30 protein-coding genes are annotated in these 23,920 nt (G+C 46.3%); 7 read left to right on the top strand and 23 right to left on the bottom strand.

The window, feature by feature from the left end; all coding sequences use genetic code 11:
• Positions 1-21: 21 nt before the first annotated feature.
• The 3 genes from WC647_17285 to phnD all read right to left on the bottom strand — a co-directional run bounded on the left by WC647_17285 (position 22) and on the right by phnD (position 4,007).
• On the bottom strand, positions 22-420 hold the full coding sequence (locus WC647_17285; protein MFA6224057.1) for a response regulator: 399 nt from the start codon (positions 418-420) through the stop codon (positions 22-24).
• A gap of 409 nt (positions 421-829) precedes the next feature.
• The gene (locus WC647_17280) at positions 830-3,031 is read right to left on the bottom strand and encodes a sigma 54-interacting transcriptional regulator (GenBank protein ID MFA6224056.1); all 2,202 of its coding nucleotides are present in this window, start codon (positions 3,029-3,031) and stop codon (positions 830-832) included.
• 4 nt (positions 3,032-3,035) lie between these two features.
• Positions 3,036-4,007 carry a phosphate/phosphite/phosphonate ABC transporter substrate-binding protein gene (phnD, locus tag WC647_17275; GenBank protein MFA6224055.1) on the bottom strand — a complete coding sequence of 324 codons (972 nt, stop codon included), beginning with the start codon at positions 4,005-4,007 and terminating at the stop codon, positions 3,036-3,038.
• Between the two features lie 253 nt (positions 4,008-4,260).
• Here phnD and extKL point away from each other — a divergent pair, with 253 nt between their 5' ends.
• Positions 4,261-5,424, top strand: coding sequence for a multiheme c-type cytochrome ExtKL (extKL, locus tag WC647_17270; GenBank protein MFA6224054.1), 1,164 nt, complete (start codon positions 4,261-4,263; stop codon positions 5,422-5,424).
• Positions 5,425-5,432: 8 nt separating this feature from the next.
• Here the strand turns inward: extKL and WC647_17265 are convergent, their stop codons facing one another.
• The 18 genes from WC647_17265 to WC647_17180 form a co-directional block, all read right to left on the bottom strand.
• Positions 5,433-5,927, bottom strand: coding sequence for a universal stress protein (locus WC647_17265; GenBank protein MFA6224053.1), 495 nt, complete (start codon positions 5,925-5,927; stop codon positions 5,433-5,435).
• Between the two features lie 112 nt (positions 5,928-6,039).
• A complete protein-coding gene (locus WC647_17260; protein ID MFA6224052.1) occupies positions 6,040-7,806 on the bottom strand; it encodes a discoidin domain-containing protein in 1,767 nt (588 codons plus the stop codon).
• Positions 7,807-8,013: 207 nt separating this feature from the next.
• Positions 8,014-9,072 (bottom strand): ACR3 family arsenite efflux transporter, encoded by a 1,059-nt coding sequence (gene arsB, locus WC647_17255; GenBank protein MFA6224051.1) that lies wholly within the window; start codon positions 9,070-9,072, stop codon positions 8,014-8,016.
• A 115-nt stretch (positions 9,073-9,187) separates the two neighbouring features.
• Positions 9,188-9,556 carry a metalloregulator ArsR/SmtB family transcription factor gene (locus WC647_17250; GenBank protein ID MFA6224050.1) on the bottom strand — a complete coding sequence of 123 codons (369 nt, stop codon included), beginning with the start codon at positions 9,554-9,556 and terminating at the stop codon, positions 9,188-9,190.
• A gap of 147 nt (positions 9,557-9,703) precedes the next feature.
• Positions 9,704-10,321 carry a (Fe-S)-binding protein gene (locus WC647_17245; GenBank protein MFA6224049.1) on the bottom strand — a complete coding sequence of 206 codons (618 nt, stop codon included), beginning with the start codon at positions 10,319-10,321 and terminating at the stop codon, positions 9,704-9,706.
• A 32-nt stretch (positions 10,322-10,353) separates the two neighbouring features.
• Positions 10,354-10,653: a hypothetical protein gene (locus tag WC647_17240; protein MFA6224048.1), complete on the bottom strand. Its 300-nt coding sequence runs from the start codon at positions 10,651-10,653 to the stop codon at positions 10,354-10,356.
• A gap of 12 nt (positions 10,654-10,665) precedes the next feature.
• Complete coding sequence (locus WC647_17235) at positions 10,666-11,025, bottom strand: hypothetical protein (protein ID MFA6224047.1); 360 nt, start codon at positions 11,023-11,025, stop codon at positions 10,666-10,668.
• A 43-nt stretch (positions 11,026-11,068) separates the two neighbouring features.
• Positions 11,069-11,491 carry a putative zinc-binding protein gene (locus tag WC647_17230; protein MFA6224046.1) on the bottom strand — a complete coding sequence of 141 codons (423 nt, stop codon included), beginning with the start codon at positions 11,489-11,491 and terminating at the stop codon, positions 11,069-11,071.
• Positions 11,492-11,658: 167 nt separating this feature from the next.
• Positions 11,659-11,790 carry a hypothetical protein gene (locus WC647_17225; GenBank protein MFA6224045.1) on the bottom strand — a complete coding sequence of 44 codons (132 nt, stop codon included), beginning with the start codon at positions 11,788-11,790 and terminating at the stop codon, positions 11,659-11,661.
• A 98-nt stretch (positions 11,791-11,888) separates the two neighbouring features.
• A complete protein-coding gene (locus tag WC647_17220) occupies positions 11,889-12,044 on the bottom strand; it encodes a hypothetical protein (protein MFA6224044.1) in 156 nt (51 codons plus the stop codon).
• Between the two features lie 191 nt (positions 12,045-12,235).
• Positions 12,236-12,745 (bottom strand): thioredoxin family protein, encoded by a 510-nt coding sequence (locus WC647_17215; GenBank protein ID MFA6224043.1) that lies wholly within the window; start codon positions 12,743-12,745, stop codon positions 12,236-12,238.
• A 19-nt stretch (positions 12,746-12,764) separates the two neighbouring features.
• Entirely contained in the window at positions 12,765-13,475 is a 711-nt protein-coding gene (locus WC647_17210; protein MFA6224042.1) for a cytochrome c biogenesis protein CcdA, read from the bottom strand.
• 163 nt (positions 13,476-13,638) lie between these two features.
• Positions 13,639-14,055 (bottom strand): thioredoxin family protein, encoded by a 417-nt coding sequence (locus WC647_17205; GenBank protein MFA6224041.1) that lies wholly within the window; start codon positions 14,053-14,055, stop codon positions 13,639-13,641.
• Between the two features lie 143 nt (positions 14,056-14,198).
• On the bottom strand, positions 14,199-14,432 hold the full coding sequence (locus tag WC647_17200; GenBank protein MFA6224040.1) for a thioredoxin family protein: 234 nt from the start codon (positions 14,430-14,432) through the stop codon (positions 14,199-14,201).
• A 251-nt stretch (positions 14,433-14,683) separates the two neighbouring features.
• Complete coding sequence (locus WC647_17195; protein MFA6224039.1) at positions 14,684-16,099, bottom strand: permease; 1,416 nt, start codon at positions 16,097-16,099, stop codon at positions 14,684-14,686.
• Between the two features lie 41 nt (positions 16,100-16,140).
• Complete coding sequence (locus WC647_17190; protein MFA6224038.1) at positions 16,141-17,286, bottom strand: permease; 1,146 nt, start codon at positions 17,284-17,286, stop codon at positions 16,141-16,143.
• 89 nt (positions 17,287-17,375) lie between these two features.
• Entirely contained in the window at positions 17,376-17,660 is a 285-nt protein-coding gene (locus WC647_17185) for a metalloregulator ArsR/SmtB family transcription factor (GenBank protein MFA6224037.1), read from the bottom strand.
• A 134-nt stretch (positions 17,661-17,794) separates the two neighbouring features.
• A complete protein-coding gene (locus tag WC647_17180; GenBank protein ID MFA6224036.1) occupies positions 17,795-18,118 on the bottom strand; it encodes a metalloregulator ArsR/SmtB family transcription factor in 324 nt (107 codons plus the stop codon).
• Between the two features lie 246 nt (positions 18,119-18,364).
• Here WC647_17180 and arsM point away from each other — a divergent pair, with 246 nt between their 5' ends.
• The 3 genes from arsM (at position 18,365) to WC647_17165 (ending at position 21,097) form a co-directional block, all read left to right on the top strand.
• Positions 18,365-19,579 (top strand): arsenite methyltransferase, encoded by a 1,215-nt coding sequence (gene arsM / locus WC647_17175; protein MFA6224035.1) that lies wholly within the window; start codon positions 18,365-18,367, stop codon positions 19,577-19,579.
• A gap of 484 nt (positions 19,580-20,063) precedes the next feature.
• Positions 20,064-20,828, top strand: coding sequence for an SDR family oxidoreductase (locus WC647_17170; protein ID MFA6224034.1), 765 nt, complete (start codon positions 20,064-20,066; stop codon positions 20,826-20,828).
• 101 nt (positions 20,829-20,929) lie between these two features.
• On the top strand, positions 20,930-21,097 hold the full coding sequence (locus tag WC647_17165) for a hypothetical protein (GenBank protein ID MFA6224033.1): 168 nt from the start codon (positions 20,930-20,932) through the stop codon (positions 21,095-21,097).
• 144 nt (positions 21,098-21,241) lie between these two features.
• Here the strand turns inward: WC647_17165 and WC647_17160 are convergent, their stop codons facing one another.
• Both WC647_17160 and WC647_17155 read right to left on the bottom strand, forming a co-directional pair.
• Entirely contained in the window at positions 21,242-22,459 is a 1,218-nt protein-coding gene (locus tag WC647_17160; GenBank protein ID MFA6224032.1) for an MFS transporter, read from the bottom strand.
• Complete coding sequence (locus tag WC647_17155; GenBank protein MFA6224031.1) at positions 22,456-22,620, bottom strand: hypothetical protein; 165 nt, start codon at positions 22,618-22,620, stop codon at positions 22,456-22,458. Before WC647_17155 ends, WC647_17160 begins: the two co-directional genes overlap by 4 nt.
• Before the next feature lie 99 nt (positions 22,621-22,719).
• Here WC647_17155 and WC647_17150 point away from each other — a divergent pair, with 99 nt between their 5' ends.
• The 3 genes from WC647_17150 (at position 22,720) to WC647_17140 (ending at position 23,802) form a co-directional block, all read left to right on the top strand.
• Positions 22,720-22,995, top strand: coding sequence for a hypothetical protein (locus WC647_17150; GenBank protein ID MFA6224030.1), 276 nt, complete (start codon positions 22,720-22,722; stop codon positions 22,993-22,995).
• An 81-nt stretch (positions 22,996-23,076) separates the two neighbouring features.
• Complete coding sequence (locus WC647_17145) at positions 23,077-23,652, top strand: DUF2062 domain-containing protein (protein ID MFA6224029.1); 576 nt, start codon at positions 23,077-23,079, stop codon at positions 23,650-23,652.
• A 57-nt stretch (positions 23,653-23,709) separates the two neighbouring features.
• Entirely contained in the window at positions 23,710-23,802 is a 93-nt protein-coding gene (locus WC647_17140; GenBank protein ID MFA6224028.1) for an HU family DNA-binding protein, read from the top strand.
• The last annotated feature ends 118 nt before the right edge of the window (positions 23,803-23,920 follow it).

The raw sequence follows: 23,920 nt of genomic DNA, 5'->3' as shown, positions 1-23,920 counted from the left end.
TAATGAATCAGCGATATCTGATTACCCATTCGGGTATTTGCTTTTGAGTTCCGGGTCCAGATTGATCTCAGTCATGCTGTTAAGCCAGAAGAGAAGCTCCTCTTCGCTCAAGGGCTTGCCCAGGCAGGCGCAAATATCTTCTCTTAATGAGTCCATAAGCTCCGGATGATAATTTCGACTCGAAAATGCGACAATCTGCACTCCCTTATGATTTCGTTTAAAATCCCGAATTTGCCTATTTGTAATATCTTTTTCGTCAAGATCGAGAAGTATGATGTTTGCCCAAGTCGGATCCAATTTTTCCTTCGCGTCCTCAACGGATTCACAAGTCTCGATCTCATAACCACCCTCTTCCAAAGTTGATCGGATCGCACTGTCCAAGTAAGTTTTGGTGCCGACAATAATTAGCTTAGATCCCATGGGAGACAGGCCTCATTAGAATAATGGCGACATACATACAAAAGATGTGCCAGATCCGGGACACACGGATAGATAGGTCCGAATCCGCGATGACTGAGACATTAATATCCGATTACAAGCTCTTTACGGGAGGAGTTAGATAAATTGATGGAAATCGTGTCGGAAATATACGCTTGTGTCATGTTTTTGGACATGATTAAGTTCAGGTCAAATAACATAATATAAGTCAGATAGTTAGGTGTGTCCACAAATGAGACGTGTCCTGTGCGCAACAGCCTAAAAAGATGGTGGACACCGTCGATCTGATGCTGCCAGCTTCCAAAAAAGTCAAATAGCAGGGGGGAATTTTGGAGGAAAACGCCGCGATGGCAATAACGATTCAGGTCCTCAAACCATAATTCATAATCGCCTATTGAATGATACGCTTGTCCAACCCGTATCGGCGCAGCTTCGAATATAGTGTGCTACGGCCTATCCCCAACTCTTGCGCCGTCTTCTTCTTGTTCCAGGCATTTCTGGACAGAGCCTTTTCCAGGAAAGAACGCTCATTTTCGGAAAGGTTCGGCGCAACCCGGGGTTGAGCTATTGAATCAAAAGTTTGGAGAGAACCCGGCAGATCTCCGGCTTCAATTACATGCCCCTTGGATCTGACCACTGCATGTTCGACACTGTTTTCAAGTTCCCTGACATTGCCGGGCCATGAGTAGTCCATGAGTATCCTGATGGATTCAGGGCTAAATTCTTGAACGTTTTTTCCTTGTTCGAAACAGAACCGTTTCAGGAAGTGACGGGCTAACAGGGGAATATCATTTCGTCGTTCTCTTAGTGGCGGCAGATTGATCGGAATGACATTTAGTCGGTAAAATAGATCTTCCCTAAATCTTCCATTTTGAACTTCCTCCAATAGGTTCTTGTTGGTCGCTGCCAGGATTCTCACGTTGACCGAAATTGTTTGAGTGGCCCCCACGCGCTCAAATCTTTGCGTTTGCAAGACTCTAAGTAGCTTGATCTGAGCCTGAGTCGGAACTTCCCCAATCTCGTCCAGGAAAACAGTGCCCCCATCGGCCTGCTCAAATCTTCCTGCTTTCTGCCTCAAAGCGCCCGTAAAAGCGCCCCTCTCATGGCCAAATAATTCACTTTCTATAAGGGTCTCAGGATAGGCTGAACAATTGATGACAACGAATGGTTTGTTACTTCTGTCGCTTCGCTCATGAATGGCCTTTGCGACCAACTCTTTCCCTGTGCCGCTTTCTCCCTGGATCAAGGCTGTAGCGTCGGTTGGGGCAATATCTTCAATGAGTCGATAGACTCTCTGCATTTTGAGATCTTTACCAATAATACCGCTAAACTCTGAAGACGAGTCGAGTTTCTGCTGGAGATTTAGGATAGCCTCCTCATGCGCAATGGAGCGCTTAATAACACCGCCGGCCTGATCTAATATCAGACTTACCATCCGCATCTCTTCAGAGTCACACTTACACGTTGGAGAGCAGTCTATGATTAGAATCCCGTAAATTACACCCTCGGTCTTGATTGGGACAATCGCTTGGCGGTCCGAGCGCTGGAACGAATTAGGGAGGGGTATATTTATAAAACATGGTCCAGTTTCAAGCTTAGGCTCGGTTAAATTGTCAATAATCTGGATTACCCTGTTTACTTGGTCCGGATCACGCAATGTAACAATTTCCGGGTCTCTAATAATGAAAAAAAACTCTCTGTTTTCATTTAATAACAAGATTGTAATCCTGTCATTCAGCACTACTTCACTGAGTCGGGACATCAAAGTTTGTCCCAATTCTTGAAGGTTTGGGAGCGAGCCCAGTTCTCTGACTATTTCACAGAAAGTCCGAGTTTGATTGTGGACCCGTTCAAGTTCCTGTTTTTGTTTCTCCAGGCGCTGGGTGTATTCTTTCAGTCGCTGCGCCATGCTCTGGAAGGAATGGGCTAGAATCGCTACCTCGTCTTGTCGAGATGTGTTTACCTTAATGTCCCAGGACCCTTGATTAATGCTCTCAACAGATTGGGCTAGTTCTTCCAGTGGCCGGGTTATTCTTCTGACAAAAAAGAGACTGCCGGTAAGGGCGCAAAGGAGTATGACCAGCGTTATTAAGCTCATATCAAGACGCAAGGAGCCAACCTGCTTCTCAAGGGGCTTCTCCGATACCCCGAGCCTCAATAATCCGGCCTTTCCTTCGAAAATCGGCCATGCTATGTCGATGAATTTTTCCCCGGTTGTTGAGACAAGTATCTGTGCATTGCCTCGATTTCTCGAAACTACTCTGTTCGCATCCACCAGTTCCTGGGGGAAGCCCTTTTCAAAAGTGTGAGCTATGACCTGTCCGTCACGAACAACAAAGAGGTAGGCTAATGATTGATTGCTTTTCATCTGATGATCCAGAGACTTCTGCAATGCCACCAGATCATTTGTGAGAACCTTTTCGGCGGATTCCATGGCTAGAGCGTGAGCGAGGTTTTCAGCCTGATTTCTGGCGGAAACTACCAGACTTTCGCTATACTTATTCGTAACCAGCAAAGAAAGGGCCAGCCCGCTGGTGACAACCAGGAGACAGGCAGCTAGAGCCAGCCTAGTCTTCAGGCTTCGAAAGCCCATGGTTTCACTCCGACCTCGTTACTGTGGTTCCGAGGACACTACGTATCGAATCATACCAATGGTCGTCAGCGTCCGTGAACCTGTCAATCATCAACCGGTCAAGAATTTCAGATCCTCTTTTGTCATTCCGCATTTCCAGAAGAGCTTTCTTGACTGCTCCTTTCGTTTTTTCAGACGCCTGTCTTGCCGCGACAAAAGGTGGCATTCCGTAATTTTCAGATTTTAGGATGACCTTTGTTTTGGCTGTCATCTCAGGATTAGTTTTGTTGAAGTATTCCCAGATTAACCCGTCTACTGACGCCCCGTCCACAACCCCCTTTGAAACAGCCAATATTGAATTGTCATGACTGTATGTATAAATAAAAGAACCGAAAAAAGTTTCCGGTTTCTCTCCGATTTTTCTAAGCCAATCCGTCGGGGCCAGTTTGCCGGTGTTGGAACCAGGATCAGTGAATGCGAAGGCTTTGCCGCGAAGATCCTCAAGAGTTCTGAACCTACTATTCTTGTTGACAATTAGGTAGGCGTTGTAGAAATGTGATCCATTGACTTCAGGCGCTGCAAGCAATTCGAATCCGTACTTGTCCTTACCTGCCACGTAAGGCCCGGAACAGACAAAAGCCAAATCAACCTCGCCCTTGCCCAATAATTCGTTGATTTCACCATAGGTTTTCCGCTGCCTGAGAACCACTTTTTTGCCTAGTTTTTCTCCAAGATAGTCCAATAATTCCTGATAAGTGGAAAGAGACTCCTTCGGGGAAACCATCGCTCCAATCGCGATTCGTAATTGATTATCTCCAGGTTCTCTTGTGTCCGGGCGCTCCAGAACAACTGTTTTTGAAAAATCCACTGTTTTGGATTGTTCTTGATCTGAGCACCCAATGTTAAACAAAACCGTAATTATCGTTAGGGATACTCTAAGAAAAACCCCTATCCTGATTCCTGACGGGCATAGAAGGGCCAATCTTGTTTTAACCATTTTGATCCTGCGTTATTTCAATAGGCGCCGGTACATACTAGCGGAACCGATAGTTGATGTTCGTCGATCAAACTGGAAAAAATCTTTGACCTGATGTCTCCATGATAGTAGCATCTAATCGATAAAAAACGAATATTTTCAAGCCCCAAAATATGTTTTCAGTTACTGCGTCTGTAGGAAAATTAATATGAAATATATTCTCTCGACTACCAAAACATTTTATAACGCTATATTTTCATTGATTATTTCAGTAATGGTTCTCACTTTGTTTTTGGACCACCACCTGGCTGTGGCTAAAGACAGGTCCGAAACCCAAATCAACTCGCTTGCCGAACTGGTGAAGATGTTTGATTCTTCGAGTTGTAAAGAATGTCATGAGAAGATTTATGAACAGTGGGAGAAGTCTCACCATGCTCGTCCACTGATGGGGCTGAATGATCAGATGTTCATCACTGGATATCTCAAGAAGGGGCCTCTTGCAGTTAAGCCGGGTGAGAAAGCTACAAAGAAGAACTTTCCATGCTTCAAGTGCCACTTTCCCCAGATTAAGTATGCGACAGACGCTGTAGCCGCAGAAATTGCGGACGCTGTATTGAAGGGTAACAAGACTATAGTTCGTAAATTGAACATTGGCTGTTTGGTCTGTCACAATGAAAAAGCCGTTGTGCATGGTCGTCCGGGAAAAAACGTCATTTACGGGAATAAAGACATCGTTGATCATCCCAATACCCCTGTCAAGAAGAGTCCTCTTCTGAAGAATTCATTGTTATGCGGCCAGTGCCATGGACTAGGTCCCAACCTGGAATTTGACCATCCTGTGCAGTGCGCGACACTTTACGGAAGTTATCTGCACGCTTACATTCCGTCCGGTGGTACAGAGACCTGCCAGCAATGCCACATGAAAGATGGTGATCACTACATGCCCCCGAATTTCAACAATCGAGCCGAATTATCGGAACGTTTGAGAGAGGCTCTTCCTATGCAGGTTCGGACGCTGGCGTATTCGTTTCAGCCTAAGGAAGGGGATGTCAGGCCTATGGTGGTGGTAAACACCAAAATTACAAGCAAAGCGGGGCATCGTATCCCCGATGGTTGACCGTCCAAGACTGAAGTGGTCCTGGATGTGACCGCAAGCGATACTACCGGCAAGAAAATATTCCAGACGTCGAAAATTTATATGGCCCAGGCTACAGATTCCCGTTCAAACCATATGGTCTTAGGCCCTGACAAGAAGTTGGGTTTCATTCGAGATACCAGCATTCAGCCCTTCACCCCCAAGGAAGAGACAATCGAAATTCCGCTACCGCAGGGGGTTACGGATGTGGACCTGGAAATCAGCCTTCGGTATCAGCCGAGACCGGGAGATGTGTACCCGATCCACAACATTAAGAGGCGTATAAGTCTCGAACAGAAATAAACTAATGGTTACAGCGGAGTTTCGTTTTGGACCGGAATAGATCTGACTATGAGCACTGGCATCGGAGCCATTTTTAAAACTTTTTCAGCTATGCTCCCCAGAAGCAAATGGTTCAATCCAGTCCAGCCATGAGTCCCCAGAACGATGAGGTTAGCGGATTCTTCTCTAGCGCAATTTATTATTTCTTTCACTGCAATTCCCTTACGCAAGCAGACTTTAACCTCTGATCCAAGCTGGCGACAATCATCCGCTATCTTCTGCAAGGACTTATAAGCATTGTCTTCGACCGTCTTAAGAGCGCCTTCATAAAGCGCCCACTCATCAGTTTGGGTTTGTCCGGCAAAATCATTATAGATTGATGACTCACCGGAGAATCCATGTGTGAACACGTGAAGAACAACCAAACTTGCGCCAAAAGCTCTTGCATATTCCAAGGCTAACTGTTGAGCAGGTTTGGAATTCTCCGAGAAATCAGTGCAATAAAGGATCTTCTTTGGGATCATGGCATGAACCTCCTCTGAATGTATAATCCGCTATAAAGCTTCGGGGAATGAGGTATCAGATCCGGGTCGGTTTCATAAAACGTTTGTTTTTGATCTTGTTGGCGCCATACTTTTACCTATAAGCGCTGAGTGATCTGAGACGGATGGGGCGTTTTTCATTGCCAATAGGTCTGTACCTCAAATAACGAGCCTGAACAGGTTCCGCTCCATAATACTCATAAGCGGGCCATAAAGAAAAATTGTCCAGATTCTTGTTGTCACCATTTATCCATGGTACCCAATTCTCGTTGTCAGTAGAAATATCAACCGCCCACAGTTCGGGGACGGAATCGTCATCCCCCCAAACAATCCTCATCCGGCTCATCTTAAAATCATTCTGTAAATCAAGCGTGATTTCCTGCCTGGCCCCATCTCCAGAGGATTGTGATGAATACAGCGTGTGACTGGGATATCCCGTAAGAATATTCGCGACGCCATTTTCGTCATTGTCCGGTGGGGGGGCGTATAAAACATTTGATGTCACCGTTAAGCTCCAGAAGAAGCTACTAATGTCATCAATATTATCGCCCTCTGTTAGAGGTTTCTTGAAAATGGCCTGCTTAATCATGTTAGAGAGTTGCTTGGCAAGCAAGTAATTCGCTCCAGAGGTAAGATGACACCAATCTGTGAAAACCCACTCTGAAGTTTGGTCGAAATATTCTGAAAAATCTGCAAGAATGTAGCCCTTTTCATCTGAGCCGCTCCTTATTTTGTCTACAATGAATTTGTAGGCGCTTGCCGTGGTCATGTCGTAATACTGATTGTGTTCCTCGATTGCTTTGATTTTTTCTTCAACCTCGTGTAGAGGTTTCTTGCTCATGTAGAGCAAAGGTTGCACGGCAAAGATGTGCGGCACACCATCGTTCTCAAGGGCGCTGTGATAATGCTCTACAACCCGAACGACGGTATTTACGTTATCTGATATCATTTTCGATCTGATCTCCGGGGTAATTTCAGAAGTCTTGAACGCCTCCGGATTGTTGGCGCCTACAGCTCGGTGTAACCTATTGCCCGTTTCCATCGACTGAAACAGGTCAGTTCCGTTCCAGAGAAGGGCCATTAAAAAAGTATTGTTCTTTAGCCACAAACTCAAATAAGAAGCCAATCCAGAGCCATCATAGGAAAAAATCTGTCTCAGAATGCTGTTATATTGACCTTCTCGGAAATAATCCCATTCTTTTACTGGCGCAGTGACCGGATTAATTTCGTTTACCCCATCTAATGAAACCACGAGGTCAGGTTTGTATCGGCTCAACTTGGTAATATATCGGAGCAGATCGTGTTGATAGGCATGGCCCCACACTGCGGTGTTGTAAACCTTGATGGTCTTCCCCGGAATGGGCGCAGAGACGTTGAGGATCTTCTCCATGACATGTGAAATCGTTTCTCTGTATTCTATCTCATAGAAACCTGTGACTTCTCCAGTACCGCCGGTGGAGCCCAAACCAAAAGCGGTAGAGCCGCCAGTCAGAAAAACACGAAATTCATCCGCGGGTTTTTCCAGAGAAATTGGTCTAGGTTCTCGAAATCCGGCATTGTTGGCATACTCAAACTGGTTGCCTTTAGCTTGATTGTGGATAATACACGCGCCAGGGACAAGATCGTAATCATAGTGCGAAACAGGTTTTGTGAAATCCCTTTTTGCCCTGTCAAAATGTGTGGGATATACATCCCCGAGATAAGTTGTTTTCAAGGCTATTTCAGACAGTTTATCCAAAGCCAGAAAAAGCAATCCAACAACGCATATCCAATTTTTCTGAGGCCGAGCCAAAAGGCGCTTCGAGTTGTTTTGAAGATCGTGCTCACACTGGGCCCCTCTGTCCAGAGCTAAACACTTCAAATCTATCTGCGAACCGGTGTCTAAGGGAGCCTTTGGTCATTTGAGCCTCTTGTTAGTGAAATGGTCAAGGCGATGATTTTCTAGGAGAGCAACCTTTTTGGCGCCGACAAATCCTATTTCACTATTTAACCAAAGCATCAAATTACAGCCAAAATTAATTAACTCAGTCCGTTCCACGATGTGTCTTGCCAATTTAGTTTGAGAATGTTACCTGTGCCAAACCGTCGGCGCCTGAAAATACTTGTCCCTGAATTTGAAGGCCACGTTCACGAGGCTTATGAGGACAGGCACTTCGAGTAACGGGCCAATTACGGTGGCGAAAGCTTCTCCTGAATTAATGCCGAACACCGCGATAGCTACGGCAATAGCAAGCTCGAAATTGTTACTCGCCGCGGTGAATCCTAGAGTGACCGTTTTGGGATAGTCTGCGCCAATTTTGTGTCCCATCCAAAAACTCACCATAAACATCACGACAAAATAGATACACAATGGAATGGCTATCCTGACCACATCGAAAGGAATAGTAAGAATTAAATTACCTTTAAGGCTGAACATAACAACAATAGTGAATAACAAGGCAATCAGCGTAATGGGACTTATGGTTGGAATAAAAGATGTCTCATACCATACTTTACCTTTAATTTTCAGCATGATGACTCTTGTGAGTATTCCTGCGATAAAAGGGACCCCCAAATAAATGAACACGCTCTCCGCAATCTGCCCAATAGTTACCTTGACGACGCTCCCGCTGAGGCCAAAAAGAGGAGGTAGCACAGTAATAAAAATCCAAGCGTACACACTATAAAATAGAACCTGAAAAATACTATTGAAGGCCACGAGACCGGCAGCGTATTCAGTGTCTCCTTCAGCCAGTTCGTTCCATACTATTACCATTGCGATACATCTGGCTAAGCCGATCAAGATCAAGCCGACCATGTATTCAGGACGATCCGGTAAAAATATTATTGCAAGGAAAAACATAAGGATAGGGCCTACTACCCAGTTCTGGACCAATGAAAGAACCAGAATTTTTGTATCGCGAAATACTTGTCCCATCTCTTCATATTTTACTTTTGCCAAAGGTGGATACATCATCAGTATCAGACCAGCGGCGATTGGAATGGATGTTGTCCCAACCTGGAGTCCGGATATGAACTTTGTGATAGCAGGAGCGAGATAGCCGATTCCAATGCCCAAGGCCATCGCCAGGAATATGATCAGCGTCAAGTATCTATCTAGTATAGAAAGCTTCTTCTTAGACCGCATACCTCACTCCTCCTTGAATCGGATCAAAGCCAATTAGTTAATATGCTTGAACACTAGTGGGGTCTTATTCATAATAAGTTAAAAATTTGTCATTCTCGCGAAGATATTAATCTTGTCACTTTTTCTTTTTTGACTTGCATAACTCTTCAGGGTCAAATTTAGAAACGTCATTAAGTTGACGCTGATCTTTGAGAATTAGTGGGTCTGATGAAACTGCGCTGCAAGCCCAAGACAAAGCTTGACGGCATAGAACTGAAGCCTCATCACCTTCCCGTAAACGGTAATAGACCCACCGTCCTTTTTTGCGCGAGATCACGAGGCCAGCCTGTTTGAGTATGGACATGTGCTTGGAAACTGTGGAATGAGCCAGTTGAAGTAGTTCCACTATTTGGCATACACACAGTTCCCCTTTTCGCAGCGCCATAATGGCTCGCAACCTGTTTTCGTCGCCAATTGCCCTAATAATATTGAGGAATTCAATCATGGTGATTGATCTATATATCGCCACATAACGAAATATATGAATACTTAGTCCACAGCGTTTTAGTTGTCAAGCTAGACATGAGAACCCACCGAAAGACCCTTATCTCATCTCTAAAGAATTCCTAAAGTCCAGCAATTGGAGCCATAACTATGGTTCTCTGTTAAAGCGGCAAAGATACTCCGTCAATTTTATCTTCTTTTCGGGGTCCAGTTCAGGGCAATCATTCACTTCTTTGACTTCATCGATTACTCTAAGCGCAAAAACCATGCAAGTCGGTTCCCCGCATTTTTTACAATTGGTTTTGGGGAGCAACTTTAGTATCTCGAGCATTTGCGGAGCCGGGGGCTTATCGAATGTTGGCTCGATCTGATCGCGATGTTCCGAGGTCTGGTTGATTTCTTTTTTCAGCCAATCAATTATTTTTCCAGCTTCTTCTTCATCTTTAAGGGCGTTAACGAATATTTCTTTAGCATGAAGAGTTATAAGCCTTCCGTGTATCCGCAATGTAAGGGTAGGCGGCGACGCGACATAATCACCGCCTCCCCCCATCGCAGTGTTTAAATAGGGCAAGACCTCGGATATGTCTTCATCCAGATGGGCTACGCAATGAACTGATTGGAAGTTTGGATTACACTTGGGGCGGAACATCTCTATTTCAAGGTGGTTCAACAACATCAGTTTTGATCCTTTACTATGCGTTTTCTTGAAACCCGATCCGAAAAGATTGATGGAATTTGACGATGCGATAGCGTTAAGGTCTTTCAACGAGCTTGCAACCGCAGCTCAAAAATTGGTCTTCAACGAGCTTTGTCAGTTACTTTCCGAATCTCCTTTTCCAGCCGACCAGTGACAAATTCCAGGGCAGCCTCACTGTCCTCATCCAAGGCAATGCGTGCCACCGAGATCACGTCCTCAGGTTGGAGACAAATCATAATTGGTTCGGTGAGCCGAGGTAATTCAGGACGCCAGAGCCCACTTTCGGGAGATTTCCGCGTGATCGTTTCTTGTTCTTCCTTGCCCAGCAACATGAGGCGCCAACTGATAAAGAGAATTAAACCCGGTTTATTCAGACTATTTGAGCCGGTTCGGCCCGCCACCTGACGGTGGTTTCACTGCGTCGCCGGTTTTCCCTCTGTCGGCGCTTTCATGGCTTTGCTGGCTTCCTCTTTACTGCTGAATGGTCCATTTACTACCGTGGCGCCTCCTTTTGGGAGATGGTCAACGATTCGGAGTAGACCGGACCGGCTTTTTACAACATAGAATTCTCCACCAAAGCTCGAAGTTACAAGTCCAATAGAAACAATCGCCAAACCTACCAATAAGACACGAAGTGTTTTCATAAAAACCTCCAGTTCGATTCTACCGTGTGGAACAACATAGGCCAATATTCCGGACGCCGTCATTACAATGAATGCGGCGGCGGTCATCATGGATACCAGTACCCTGTTGGCCAGCCTAAGATCATTCATGATGACTACTTGCTCCTCTCACGAGTTAACCTTTTACGCCCAATTAGCCACAACACGAGCATGGCTCGTCGGTGTCTGCAATCGTACCTGTATTTGATTTGCCGGCCGTCTTTATCGCTGCCTTTACCTTTTCCACCTCTTCTGCGCCAAAAAGGCTATCAGCCCTCTTTTCAATTCCGAGGTTCTGAACCACTACATAGGCGCTTACAGGAACCTCCGCATGCTCCAGCAATCGCATTGCGCAACCTACCGGGCAACCATCAATGGCTACAAGATTTTCAGCATTCTGAGCTGAAAACACAAAATTGTTGATGTGCGCTCCTACTGCCGCCAGGCAAAACATTTTGCCAAACCCCTCGCGAGTAAGTTCAACAGCAGTCTGGTTCGAAATTTGTCCTACATTGGAAGCCCCTGAACATGCCACAATCATCGCTTTCTTATTTGAAGAGCAACATTCTTCACTCATTGGTAATTTCTCCTTTCTGAAGCGAGTCTACGAATCTAATGCGCTTTCTCAAAGCGCATTAGCAAAGCTATATTGGCAAACCTGACCCTTTTTACGCAGAAGCCGGAGGAGTGGAAACACCCTTAAAAACCAAAAAACAGATCAGTGTTTCGCTCCTCCTGTTTAAACTAGGCTTTTGTCAAAATGTCAGATTTTGTGTCGGGTTTAAGTTTGCCACCTCCGCAGCCACAGGCAAATACGGCGGAATTCATCGCCACTGTAATCAGGGCCACAGAAATGAACATCAGTAGTTTTCGCATTCTAAATACCTCCTCTCTTGATATATGCCGCCTGTAATTGACGACAACTGTAGAAAAATATTCTAATCAGATGGCCGCTATGCCCTCCTTGCGATAATTCATGTGAGTTTCCCGTAGCCCATCTGACTCAGGAAAGCGGCCACTTTTTCCGCCATGTCGCACTCAGGCCCGTGGCAATACAGAATGATTCGACTTTCAATAGGAATCATGGGCTCAACTGTCGGAAAACGCTGTTCAACATCATCAGGCGGCAAACAAACAGCGCCATTATGATGGCTCTTGTAAATAATTGAGTCAATTTCTTCATGACACTACTCAAGTTAATATACGATTTGACGCAATAGTGAAATTTGCCAACCTAAAAATTAGTTGTTCCACTCAATTATCCAATCAATCCAAACAACGAATTATAAATCTACAGGCGACAAATCAACAACTAGACGTTTTACGCCGGGTTTGCCTGTTTCAACCATTCCTTGATCTTATTGATATTTGGGACTGTGCCCTTAGCTACAATCTTTCCGTTGATTATCAAAGCAGGTGTTGGCACAAACCCATACTTAGCCATTTGTTTTATGTCTGTAATATGTTCAGGGGAAGCCAGTATGCTTAACTCGCTTAACGCACGCATCACCAACTGCTCGAGGCGATTGCACTCAGTGCAGCCAGGCCCCAATATGACCACCTTAATGGCTCCATCGTCTTCTTCCTGGTAAGGTTGACCAAGAAACTTTCTGAACTCTCTGACGAACGCCTTACCATAGTCGCTTCGAGCGGAGCTTGCGATGTAATTCCTGACACTCAAGCGCTCTAGCAGCGTAGATTCTATTTCAGCCTCGCTCATATCAGCGTGCGACTCGGCGATTTCTTGAAACGCCTGTTTCAGTCCTATGATACCGACATCACAATCAGTAACTCGAATACGAACAGGAGCGTCATTTTGATCTGGGCTCATTCTATTGCTCCGTCAATAATTACATTCCTATTCCAAGGCCAGGAAACAAGGTGGCCACTCCGATGTATGCCCCGACACCTGCCAGAAGCGCTCCCGCCGCTTTCTTAAGCTTAAGATTAGCTGACTGCATCTTTGTGGAGCCTATAAGGTGCCGAGCGGCCCCTGCAGAAGTCCCAACCGCCAGGATCAGCAGGCAATGGCCAATGCCATAGAACAGCATCATAATTCCACCAAAGAGAGGGCCTTTCAATGGGATGACGCTGACGATAAGGATCAGGGCCGGGCCTGTGCATGGGAGCGAAACAAGACCGAACATGAAACCAAACAAGGCGGCCCCAAGGAAGCCTGTGTATTTTGGGAGCTTATCCTGAGAAATAGGAAGCTGGAAGTGAAAAAGATCCATAAAGTGCAATCCCAACAGGATGCAAATAACAGCGACTACATAAACCATATATTCGGATTGCAGAAAGGGCGCTGCGGCTAGACCTACGGTGAAAAGCACGGCCAATTCCACGCTGAACCCGACAATGAAAACCACTGTGAAAAGGAAAGATTTCCAAGTGGTCATATCCTCATCCATGCCACCTATAAACCCTATCAAGAGTGGAACCATGACGATGACACAGGGATTCATGGCAGTTAAAGCGCCCCCCACAAATGCCCCACCGGCCGCTAGCCATATGCTGCCGGAAGAAACCCACTGCTGAACTATTGCAAATAATGACTCCATTCACTTTCTCCTAAGCGAAAAGTGACGCCTGTGACTCTACAGGTCACAGGCCTTTGTTGAGGGTAACACGCAGAAGCTATTGGTGATGAGGAGGCTTTAGCGTTTTTTATGTCAAACGTCATAGAAAAGTCTCCTCATAATAATCCCAACGCCAATACGCCTCCTATCGCGCTGCGCCCTGAAGCGCCGGAGCGGCGAGGCCCATTTTTGTAAATACCTGGGCTATATTTTCTCGCTCAAGAGTGCCTTCGTTTCTGAAAAACTCTTTACCGTCAGGGGTCAAGAAGACCTGTGTAGGCATCATCCGAATCCTGAAATCTCTTACCAGGTTCTTGTTGGCGTCCATATCTACCGTGGTTACAATAGCTTTCCCTGAGTAGACCTTTCCCATATCTTCCAGAATCGGTTTCATATATTTGCAGGGTATACACCACCCACGTCCGAATTCTAACAAAATCGGGACCTTTTTCGACAGTAGCGCCTGGAGATTGATTTTAGGATCCTGAGCGTTCGCATGAGACAAGAGTCCAAATAGACCAACTAAAAGCGTAATGATGATTGTTAAATTGATACGTCGCATAAAAATTCTCCCTTATTTCAGAATCAGCCGTTGACGCCTTGGGTAATGATGAATTTCATTCAAAATTCTGATCGACGTCCGTATGGAGCGAGACGACAGTTTATAACTGCCGGAGATGTTTCCTTTATCTATAATTCATGCTGTCAAGCAGAGAGCCATTTCAGAATTTCGGCTTCTTTGGGTATTTTGCCGGCTACTTTAACCTGACCGTCAACTACAAGCGCGGGTGTCATAAACACCCCATATTGACCGAACACCTTAATGTCCTCCACTTTTACAATCTCGGCGTCTATTGCGTTTTTTTTAACGATGTCTCGAACCAGTTCTTCAAGTTTGTGACACTTAGCGCATCCAACTCCTAGTACTTCTACTTTCATCTAAAAATACTCCCTTCTGTGTTGCCTCTTTCTTAGAGGTCCATTAGCCTAAAATGAATTGATTGTTAAACCTTTTTTGATCTAAATTCCTATATAAACGCCATTTTTGAAATCGCTGTTCTTGAACCCTGAAGACGGCTCTATTTTCTATACAGCCGTCTGGGCGAAAACCAGCGGGCAAAAATAGAATACTTCTCGAAAAGTTTATCTATTTGGTCAAATCCTCTAAAAGCCATATTGATTTGTCCTTCCTAGTCCACGAATGAACCGAACATTACTCCCGCGACAGTCGATAAAACACAGACTAAGGAAACGAAAACAAAGGTCTTTTTGAAACCCATCACGCTGTTGATCACTAACATGCTGGGCAACGAAAGCGCAGGTCCAGCCAGGAGAAGCGCCAGAGCGGGACCTTTACCCATGCCACTGCCGATAAGTCCCTGGAGAATAGGCACCTCCGTCAGGGTAGCGAAATACATGAATGCGCCGGCCACGGAAGCTATGGCGTTCGCCCCGATTGAATTGCCGCCCAATGCCCACGATATCCACTCATTTGGTATCATCCCTTCCTTGTCAGGGCGTCCCAGGAGAAAACCGGCTATCAGTACCCCAAAAAGTAGTAAGGGCAAAATTTGTTTAGCAAAACCCCAGGATTCACTAAACCAGTCCTGAGTCTCACCTTCGGTAGTGGTCGCCATTACAGACAAGGCAATAACTCCTGCTGTGAACGGCACAAGGGGATCATCGGGAAATATCGATCCGATAATTCCGACCGCTGCGACGCTGATACCCATCTTCCACAATGGGACCGCGAACCACATTACCATTACTGCGGCAAAACCGAGAGACAGGGCCCCTGTTATGATCCATTTCGAGGAATAGATAGTGAACCAAAGTCCAGTATCAATGTCGGGTTTGCCCCAGTTGGCGAACACTAGAATCCCTATCATGAATGCAAAATATATGGTGGTCTTCCAAAGTGGGCGTCCGTCCAAATCCATGGATCCCATTGCAGCCAACGTTTCTTCTGTGCGTTGCTCTTCATCTTTACGGAATATGGCATGCATGAGTAGTCCGATAATCACACTGAAGAAAACCGCTCCTACCGCACGGGCTATTCCCAATTCCATGCCCAGTATTCTTGCGGTCAGGATAATAGCCAAAACGTTTATAGCGGGCCCGGAGTAGAGGAAAGCCGATGCTGGTCCGAGGCCTGCGCCCCGAGTCCAAATCCCGGCAAATAGAGGTAATATAGTGCAGGAACACACGGCCAGCACTGTACCGGAGATGGACGCGACCGGATAAGCGATCCACTTGGAAGCGGTCGGCCCAAGGTACTTCATGACCCCTTCCTGACTGACAAAAACCCCGATGGCGCCGGCTATGAAGAAAGCTGGAACTAGACACAGGAGCACATGTTCTTGAGCGTACCATTTTACAAGGTAAAATGATTCAATTACCGCATTGTCAAATCGTAAGTTGCCAACAGGAATGTAATAACAAATCAGGAAGACCCCTGTGATAAGAACCAGCGGTTTCCACTCGTCCTGCCAATATGAAACAAAGCCGCTCTCTCCGATACGTGCGACCAATGATTGCGAAGTGGCGTTAACCGCTTCTTCAACACCGTCGTGCCGACCCACTGAAATTTTTGTGTCAGAACTCATTTTTATGGTTTCTCCAGTCTAATGTCCCAGGAGGCGTAGAATTACAGAACCATGTTGAACAGATAGCCCACGAGGATAATTCCAACCGTGACTACTCCAATGAAAACAGCTATTAATCTCGGTTTGAGGACCTTGCGCAGAATGATCGCTTCCGGTGTGGATATGGCGATAACCGCCATCATGAAAGCCAACACGGTGCCGAACGCCGCTCCCTTGGACAGCAGGGCCTGCACTATAGGGATTACACCCGCTGCGTTACTATACATGGGCACACCTATAAGAACCGCGACCGGCACTGCCCACCATGCTTCTTTTCCCATGATGCCGGCGAGAAAGTTCTCGGGCACATAACCATGAATGCCCGCGCCGACAGCAATACCAATTGCGACATACGGCCAGACCTTCAATACAATGTCTCTTACTGCGTCGATACCGAACCCGATTCTTTCTTTCCAGCTCAAACGTTCTTCTTCTATTGAGATTTGTCCTACTGCGGATTTGTCGGCTGTCAGTTCGATGACCCAATCTTCGAGATATTTTTCCATGTGGAGTCTGCCGATAATGACACCGGTGATAAGCGCAATAGTGAGGCCGGTAGCCATGTACAGCCCGGCCACTTTCCAGCCGAACAAGCCGAAAAGAAGTACAAGAGCAACTTCATTGACCATGGGCGCCGAGACGAGGAAGGAGAATGTTACACCGAGAGGAACGCCGGCTGTGAGGAACCCCATGAAAAGCGGCACTGCCGAACAGGAGCAAAAGGGAGTTACTACACCCAAGGCCCCTGCAAGGACGTGTCCTACCGACTCACGGTTGCCGGCCAAAATCCTTCTGGTGCGTTCCGGAGTGAAGAAGGAGCGGATTATGCCTACAAAGAATACAATAAGTGTGAGAAGGAGCAAAACTTTTGGCACTTCAAAAATAAAGAACTCGACTGTAGAACCAAAGTGTGTGCCTTCGCTCAATTGCAAGACATGATAAGTAAGAAATTTGGCAACGGGCAACAGGTTTTCATAAACAAGCCACCAGGCGGCCAAAAGGACTGTGCCTGAAAAAAGATAAATGAGCTTGGACCGAAAGCTATCGTACTCGATAGCAACGACGTCATCAGGGTTTGGCCCGATTTCAAATTCAAGTTCTCGCAAATCCTGTTTTTCGATCTCTGGGGTATGTGAAGTCGTATTCATAGTTGTCTCCGTATCTCTTGGGGTCTTGAATCCAGACAATAATTATTACAATTGGCTATGCTCACTCAAATTCAATATTCGGTTCACAATTAGATCTTGTAGCGATCCAGCAGCTTAGGCCCAACCAGACCGTCAATGCAGTCAAAGAAATCCAATGAATTGGGTATGGCAATTTTATAGAAAATTTTTAGTCCTTCTTTACGGCCAGAAACTATTCCATGCGTACGCAGAAGTGACAAATGCTTTGAAATGGCGCATACATCTGTTTCCAATCTGGATGCGATGAGGCCGACGGGCATTTCTCCCAGGCGAAGAAGTTCCAGAATCCCCAAACGAACAGGCTGGCCGATGGCCTTAAAAACATCTGCTTTCATTTGGAGTTTTTCTTTGTCTCTTAACAACATTTTAGTATTTTCTTAAATCATCAAATAATGATTGTTAAAAAAATATTGCATAATTGCCTGATGAAATATTTTTTGTAATTAAATGGGGTAAATGATCGCCCAAACTATGCGACCATTACAGCCCGTTGGTCTTCAAGTCTTTTGATTACCACATTCTCAACACATCTGGCGAAATCCAGAGCGCACGGCATGGTCAAGCTGTACATAATTTTAAGGCCATCCCTGCGGTCTGCGACGATTCCTGATTTCTTTAGTACAGATAAATGTTTTGACACATTAGATATTTCTGTGCCGACTTGTTCCACGATTTCACAGACACACTTTTCACCTGGCTGAAGAAACTCGATAATTCCCAGGCGAAGAGGATGGCCCATGGCCTTGAATACCTCTGCTTTTAATCGAAGCCGTTCGTTTTCGTGGGGACTCATATATGTTACTCCATTTTCCCATTTAGTCAAATAATAAAACAAGCCATTGTGTTTGTCAAGACAGTTTCGATAACATACATAAAATTTTCAAAAATAACGCAATGGCTGTTACGCCATTTCGGAAAATACTAAAACGGCGCGGCGCTCATGTCAACAGTTCTCTTCATTTACTATCCAATAATTTGATTTTAATAAGCGAAATTCTGTTACTTGACTAGGATTGCCGTACCTGTTACATGTTGACATATGTCCAACTATCGATACGACATTGCCGGCTATGCCGAGATCTTTAGAGCGTTGTCAAATCCTAACCGCTTGAGGATCTTTCTGCGTTTGGTTTCATGCTGTCCTCCCGGAACAAAATGCAGCGCAGATATCGCGTTAAGGCAACGTGTTAGCGAACTCGGCAAGGGCCTTGAGATAGATCCTTCAACCGTTTCTCATCACATGAGAGAACTCCGGCAGGCAGGGCTCATACGAATGGAAAGACGTGGGAAAAACATATTGTGCTGGGTAGACCCGGAAACGGTGATCGCCACGGCGAACTTGCTTACCGGGTGCTCGATGCCCGCCTCTCTCAAGCAGGACGAATGTCTCAGTGTAGGGGGAAACATAATTAAAAACGACGAAAGGATATCGAAAATGAAAGATCTGCAAGATTCAGAGATAAGGGAGTCTGTAAGGCAAAAATATGGCCAAATTGCCAAAGAAGGGAATGCAGGATGCGGTTGCGCCCCATCGGGAAGTTGTTGCGGGCCTTCAAACGTATCCGAGGCTAATTCATCATTGAAGATGGGATATTCGGCGGAGGATGTTCAGTCTGTTCCAACAGGCTCGGAATTAGGGCTTGGGTGTGGCAATCCACATGCCATAGCTGGTTTACGGCCAGGGGAAACTGTTCTCGACCTTGGAAGTGGCGCAGGATTCGACAGTTTTTTGGCAGCCGGACAGGTCGGGAAAACCGGACGCGTAATCGGGGTTGACATGACCCCGGAAATGGTTGCCAAAGCAAGAGAACATGCCGGAACGAACGAATACTCGAATGTCGAGTTTCGTTTAGGTGAAATCGAAAATTTGCCTATAGCCGACTCAAGCGTGGACGTCGTCATGTCGAACTGCGTTATAAACCTCTCGCCTGACAAGCAAAGAGTTTTTCGCGAAGCGTTCCGGGTCCTAAAGCCCGGAGGACGATTAGCCATTTCGGACGTGATCGCTACCGCGCCATTGCCCGAAGCCATTCGGAACGACTTGGCTCTTTACTCCTGTTGCATTGGGGGAGCCGCTACCATTACCGAACTGGAGACCATGCTTGGCGAATCCGGGTTTCAGAGCATAAAAATTCAACCCAAAGATGAGAGTCGCGAATTCATTCGTGAATGGGCGCCGGGCCGCAATGTCGAAGCCTACATCGCCTCTGCCATCATCGAAGCTGTGAAACCTGCGCCGGGGAAGTCGCATTGACAAGTCATGGTAACGCTGTGAGAGCTTTCTCGACAATCCTGATGCGAAATGGGGGCAATTTTGCGTTCCAAACGTTTCCCGCAAGTCAAAATTACACGACATCGTTTAATTGTATCGATCTGTCAAAGTCGCTATTGAAAGGAAAAAACTTTGATGGAACCAATGGGCGTCTCCACGATCGAGCAGAAGAACTTCTCGAAATTCCTTGGAGGAACAAGACTTTTCAATCACATTAAATCGTGCCTACCATTACCATGCCCTCGATGGATAAATTATGGATATCTCTAACAGACAAACACTTCCCGGAACTTTGCCAATTGCAATTGTCGCTGAACACTTTCTCTGTTTTTGGGATACGCTCTGTAAAACACATGACGCCCAAACCGTATACACGATGCGCTGAAAAATGGTCGATTTTTGTAGGCGCCCTATATATATTGTTATCTCATGAGAATATTAAACATCTACGTGGAGGGACGAACCCATGGATTATCTCCCAGACTTAACTGATAAAGTGGCTATTGTTACCGGAGGTGGAAAGGGAATCGGACGTGAAATAGCCCTTGGTTTGGCGGACGCCGGGTGCAAGGTTATTATTGCCGCCAGGACCGAGTCTGAAATTCAAAAGGTTGCTGACGACATTACTTCTCGAGGGGGACAAGCCGTCTCCAAGGTGACCGACCTAACGCGAAATGAAGACATCGAAGAATTAGTGGAGACTGCTGTCAGCAAGTTCGGCAGGATAGATATATTGATTAACAACGCTGCACGAAGTTTCTTCAGGCCTCTTTTAGATCTAAGGGAGGATGGCTTTGACAAGATTTTTGATACCAACGTCAAGGCTGTTTTTCTATTAGGAAGGGCATGCGCCAAGGTCATGATGAAACAAGGGGGAGGCCGTATCGTAAATATTACCACGGTCGGGGCTGAGCGAGGAGGCATAATGATGGGCGCTTATCAGGCCAGCAAGGCGGCGCTAAAAATGCTGACCATGTGTATGGCCTGTGAGTGGGCCCCTCTTAATATTCTGGTTAATGCCGTTGGGCCTGGAATGACCCGCACGCATTTCAGTGAACCGATTTGGGCAAACCCTGAAATCGAAAGACAGCTTGTCGCACGAATACCTCAGGGTAGGCTAGCTGAAACTGATGATATAGTTGGCGCAGTATTATTCTTATGTTCGAATGCCGCGAAATTTATCACTGGCCAGAGCATTTACGTTGATGGGGGCACGCTGGCTAATACTTGACACCGTGGCATAGTGGAAATCTTTCGGTAAGCCAATATTCTGGAGACCAGACATCCCTGATTTATCCAAGCCGATCAGTGAGTCGCCAAAATGGCAGAGGAATGAAAGGTGAAATATGCTGGCGAAGAGCATGGGTGCGGGCCAGCCTCGGGTCCTATGGAGAAAATGGTCTTCTCGTCACAAGGGAGTTTGGCTCGGCGATACGGCTTGCAGGGGTTTTAACCACAGCCGATCTTGAACCGGACCACTTGAAGATCATGACAAATTAGACGAACGACCTTTACACAGGATTGCTGACATGCCTTTCTAAAAAATTCGAAGGCGCCTTGAAATTTTCCTCGCTACCTCTGTGCTATGACCCCATGCGCTTTTTCCGCTTTGACTTGTAACGACCATAAATTTTATGATCCCGATTACCTGGACTCAAGCTTTACTCCGAATCTAAAGACAATAGCGGCTATTACCATTAAAGCCGCGACAACTGCGAATGATAAACGGTAATCCGATCCTGAACCGCTGAACCCGATGAGAACCCCGGCCAACAACGGGCCGGAAGCGTGGCCTACGTCGAATATCGTGCCGAATGTACCCATTGCGGAACCAAGGTTGTCATCTTTGCACAAGTCCGCAACCAGGGCTGCGGCGGAGGATGTCACAATCGCCTCACCCAATCCGAATATTGCGGAAAGCAAAAGAAGCACAGTATAGCTCTTAAACCACGGAATAAGTACGAAGGGAACCACGCAGACGAACATCCCCCAGAACAGCAGATTCTGCCGGCCATGCTGATCAGAAAACTTGCCCATCAAGGGCTTAGAAATAATGGTAACGACAATTTGAGCGCCCCAAAGCAGACCCGCCTGAAATGCTGAGAATCCGCAGATCATGACTGCATAGATTGGAAGGAACGCCTCCAAGGCGCCGACGGAGAGGTTCTGGACTCCCTCCATGTTGCTGGTTAGCAACACTCGTCGATCGAATAAGATCTCTGTAATCCCTGTCCGAAATTGTCTCCACACAGCAGAGAGTGTCTTGCCATTCGTATGATTAGGCTGGTCCCATTTGCCTTTCATGACCCAAAGGGCCATAAGGAGCGAGGACATCCCCAAGGCAGCCACAACTCCGTAGACGATGTGGAAGTGAGTCAGGTTCGGTTCCTGCCCGGCAGCCAACCATGTCAACAAGAACCCGCCCAAGGGCGCTCCTATAAGATTTCCAATAATAGTGACCGAAGAAAACCATGACAGCATTTCAGCCCGTTTTGACCCGGCTACTCCTATTACTACAGCCATAACTACGGGACCGTAAATCGCCGTTGCGAAGCCATGAAAGAAACGGACCACAACCAGCGCCTCGTAAGAGGAAACGAATAAGTAGGCGAACGGGACGACGGCAAACACAGCCAAACCCACGAAAAGAGTTCGAGTCCGGCCTATGACTTCGGAAAGCACACCAGCGGGCATTTTGAAAAATATGCCGGTGACCGTAGAGATTGCGACAGCAAAGCCAATGGCCTCCGGACCAACCCCAAGGGAGGCTGCGAACAAAGCGAGTACTGGTGTCCTTGCTAAAGCATAGGAAGCTCGAGCTAGAAATCCCACCGTGCATAGGCCGGTGAAGGCGCCACTCATGCACCTATTCGCCTCGGTAACAGCTTGGTCCTTATGCATAGTTTTTGTGCCCCAATCAATGCCTTCTTAATCTGTTGAAAAATACCATCCGGTCCCGTTAGATCCTCCGAGTTCTTGTAACCCGCCAACAACTCATCTAATATCTCCTTGATTGAGATCATGTCCGTGATCTCCTCTGTCCTTGCAGAATATCACGAACGACTTCTTACACAAACTATCTGATAGGCCTGGATCACATGATAACGGCAATCGCCGCTTGAATGATGGGCACTCTGGCCAGGTTCCTGGCCGCAAAACAGATTGACTCGCCCAAGGACATCTACTGGGCCGATGTGGAAGGCGATATCGAGGATGTCAACGGCGTGCTCAAAATCACCAGGATTCGCGTTGATTACCATCTGAAGATTTCACGAGACAAAGAAGAACACGCCTGGCAGGCTTTTAAAGTTTATCTAGCAGGATGCCCGGGCGCTCAGAGTGTTATAGGATGTATTGAGATTCTTGATAACTTGCTCATTGAACCTGTTGAACACTAAGAATCTAAAGTTTAGTAACGGAGATTTTTGTGAGAATCGAAACAAGTTGCGTCCAACGATGTGGATCTCGGGAAAAAGATAGTGAATAACGATGAATCGGAACATCCGTCGCAGGAACCCCGTTCCTCTGGAAAAACTGGTCAAATCAGCGGACGCTTACTTCGATGTCGGGATTTTATTCAAAGAAACATCGTAGATCCTTTGTCTTTCTCGAAGAACCCTCCGTGGTTTGACGCTCGGGGAGTGGCGATAGGCCTGTTTGTAGCTCTAGGTATTCCTATTGGAGGTCATACCGCTACTCTTGGGTTGTTGCTCCTAATGATACGCTACAATTTCCCCATGGCGTTTGCTTTCACGTGGATCGTTAATCCTTTAACGGTAATACCGATTTATTATGGATATTATTACGCTGGAGGCTTATTACTGGGCCACTCGACCGTCATGGGGATGGAAGATTTTAGACAGACGATGACGCCTGTACTCGATGCGGGCAATTTTCTCCAGGCGCTGAAATTGTTTTTCTACTTGAATTTTGGAATTTTGGAAAGATGGATGGTGGCCGCGCTGCTGGTTTCCACACTATTCGCCGCTCTCGGGTATATTGCCGCTTATCTGATTCAAACCCACCGTAAAGAGAAAAACGCTATAACGACTTGATGCCTAAAGGTACAGGCAACTGGCCCAACAGGCTTGTCCTGACAAGCTCGGACAGGCTTGAATCCTCAGACCAAACAGAAAATCAACATTCCGGAAACCAAAGTCCCAAAGTTTACCGCAGCAAAAGCGCTCGAAGGATTGATAAAGTGATTCGAGCGCCGAGAGGATTATAATGGTATGCTATTGCCCATCATCCTCATCACCAAATGCGCCTCCGCATCAATTTCGCTGATTCGTGGCTGATTAGCCAGATATCAACATCCTTTCC

This window comes from Desulfomonilaceae bacterium (genome assembly GCA_041662605.1).
In the GTDB taxonomy this organism is placed as follows: domain Bacteria; phylum Desulfobacterota; class Desulfomonilia; order Desulfomonilales; family Desulfomonilaceae; genus CAJBEZ01.
Note: the sequence above shows the minus strand (reverse complement) of the source record. Positions and strands in the feature narration are given on the sequence as shown.